Source organism: Thioalkalivibrio denitrificans, from assembly GCF_002000365.1.
Taxonomy (GTDB): Bacteria; Pseudomonadota; Gammaproteobacteria; order Ectothiorhodospirales; family Ectothiorhodospiraceae; genus Thioalkalivibrio_A; species Thioalkalivibrio_A denitrificans.
On sequence record NZ_MVBK01000160.1, the window covers coordinates 1 to 2428 of the forward strand.

Sequence of the window (2428 nt, forward strand, 5' to 3'; positions counted from 1 at the left end):
CAGGCTCCTAGCCTGCAGAAGCGCGCAAGATACACAACCGGACTGCACCCGTACAAGTACAAACTCGATGGATGCGCTGACACAGACGAGGATCATCCTGATCCAGACCTCCCACCCCGGCAACATCGGCGCCAGTGCCCGCGCCATGAAGACCATGGGGCTCACGGACCTGCGCCTGGTGCGTCCGGTGCGTTTCCCCAGTGCCGAGGCGACCGCCATGGCATCGGGTGCCGACGACATGCTGGCGCGTACGCCGGTGCACGAGTCCCTGGATGAGGCGCTGGNNTGGTGCTCGGCACCAGCGCCCGCCAGCGGCGCCTGCGCTGGCCGGAGCTGACGCCACGCGACGCGGCGAAGACCCTGATCGAGGCGGCATCGTCCGGCCCGGTGGCCCTGCTGTTCGGCCGGGAGCAGAGCGGCCTGAGCAACGAGGAACTGGACCGCTGCCGGGCCCTGGTCCACATTCCGGCCGACGAGGCCTACAGTTCCCTCAACCTCGGCGCGGCGGTCCAGGTGCTCAGCTACGAACTGCGCCTGGCCGCGCTGGCGCAGGCACCCCTGCCGGAATCCGGTGCGGCGTCGGCACCGGAAGATCAACCGGCCACGGCCCAGATGCTGGAGGGCTTCTATGCCCACCTGGAGGAGACGCTGGTGCAGCTGGATTTTCTCGATCCCGGCAACCCGCGTCACCTGATGCGGCGCATGCGTCGCCTGTTCGGCCGCGCGGCGCCCACGGTCAACGAGGTCAACATCCTGCGCGGCATCCTGACGGCCGCCGCCAAGGGGCCGCGGCACAAGTGAGGCCTGTTGCGGGTCTCGGTGCAGGCGTATAATAACTTAGTACAACGCTAGGAAATTGGTTCGATGAACGGAAAGGCTCATGTTTGACCGGCTCAGGGAAGATATCCAGTGCGTATTCGACCGCGACCCCGCGGCCCGCAATGCCTTCGAGGTGCTGACCACCTATCCGGGGGTCCATGCGGTGCTGGTGCATCGACTGAGTCACCGTCTGTGGCACTGGCGGCTGCGCTGGCTGGCGCGGGTGGTGTCGAATCTGGCGCGGTGGCTCACGGGCATCGAGATTCATCCGGGTGCGCGCATCGGCCGGCGTTTCTTTATCGATCACGGCATGGGCGTGGTGATCGGCGAGACCGCCGACATCGGCGAGGACTGCACCATCTACCACGGCGTGACCCTGGGCGGTACCAGTTGGGAGAAGGGCAAGCGCCACCCGAGCCTGGGCGACCGGGTGGTGATAGGGGCCGGGGCCAAAATCCTGGGGCCCGTCCAGATCGGCGATGATGCCCGTATCGGGTCCAATGCCGTGGTGCTGAAGGACGTGCCCGCAGGGGCAACGGTGGTGGGCATCCCGGGCCGGATCATCAGCAAGCGCACCGCCGAGCAGGTGCGGCGGGAGGCCATGGCCGAACGCATGGGGTTCGACGCCTACGGCCTGTCCAAGGAGATGCCGGACCCGGTGGCCAACGCCATCAACCGGATCCTGGACCATCTGCACACCCTGGACCAGCGGGTGGACCAGAACTGCCATGCCCTCAAGCGCCTGGGCGCCGACGTGGATGATTCCATCATTCCGGAGCTGGACCCCAAGGATATGGAGGGAATGGAGGACCTGGTGCCGGGCCAGACGGACAAGGACAAGGCCGGACAGGGCAATACTTGACTCAATTGGTCGGTTATTGCTAGGATTGCCCCGGATCGGATGCCGGGCCCTGCGGGCGCGGCTCGTCCGAACGAGCCAAAGAGACAGGAGGCGCCAGCCTATGAGACTGACAACCAAGGGCCGTTACGCGGTAACCGCCATGCTGGATCTGGCCATTCACAACGACCGTGGCCCTATCTCGCTGGCGGATATTTCAAAGCGGCAGGGTATCTCACTATCGTACCTTGAGCAACTGTTTGCCCGCCTGCGCAAACGGGGTCTGGTGGTCAGCACCCGGGGTCCCGGCGGCGGATACACACTGAGCCGCCCGGCATCGGACACGCCCATCTCGGCCGTGGACGAAAAGGTGGACACGACCCGCTGCGGCGGCGCGGCGGATTGCCAGAACAATCAGCGTTGCCTGACGCACGATCTGTGGACGGACCTGAGCGACCAGATCCGGCAGTTCCTGACGAACATCACCCTGGCGGACGTCATGGCCCGGAACGGTGTCCAGGAAGTCGCTGCCCGGCAGGAACGGGCCACGACGCAGCGCGTGGTGATGCGCCGGGCAGAGCCCAGCCGCGTGGAATGACGGCGGCGCGGTGCATGGCATCGCGACCCAGGCATGCAAACTTGCGAGGATTTGGCAGTGACTGACGTGAAGCTACCCATATACCTGGACTATTCGGCGACGACGCCGGTGGATGATCGCGTGGCGGAGCAGATGTCGCGCTATCTGACGCGGGACGGGGTGTTTGGCAACCC

The 2428-nt window shown here is 65.9% G+C and carries 2 protein-coding genes and 1 pseudogene; all 3 read left to right on the top strand.

Annotated elements, in window-relative coordinates; genetic code table 11:
* Positions 1 to 67: 67 nt before the first annotated feature.
* The 3 genes and pseudogenes from B1C78_RS17205 (at position 68) to B1C78_RS17215 (ending at position 2255) form a co-directional block, all read left to right on the top strand.
* Positions 68 to 801 (top strand): annotated as a pseudogene (locus B1C78_RS17205) (RNA methyltransferase).
* A 79-nt stretch (positions 802 to 880) separates the two neighbouring features.
* Positions 881 to 1681, top strand: a complete 801-nt coding sequence (cysE, locus tag B1C78_RS17210; RefSeq protein WP_077280379.1) for a serine O-acetyltransferase — start codon at positions 881 to 883, stop codon at positions 1679 to 1681.
* Positions 1682 to 1781: 100 nt separating this feature from the next.
* On the top strand, positions 1782 to 2255 hold the full coding sequence (locus B1C78_RS17215) for an Rrf2 family transcriptional regulator (protein ID WP_077280380.1): 474 nt from the start codon (positions 1782 to 1784) through the stop codon (positions 2253 to 2255).
* Positions 2256 to 2428: the final 173 nt, after the last annotated feature.

What these genes read in the sequence shown, in the direction of transcription:
- cysE (WP_077280379.1), top strand. Translation starts at nt 881, where the DNA reads ATGTTTGACCGGCTCAGGGAAGATATCCAGTGCGTATTCGACCGCGAC.
- B1C78_RS17215 (WP_077280380.1), top strand. Translation starts at nt 1,782, where the DNA reads ATGAGACTGACAACCAAGGGCCGTTACGCGGTAACCGCCATGCTGGAT.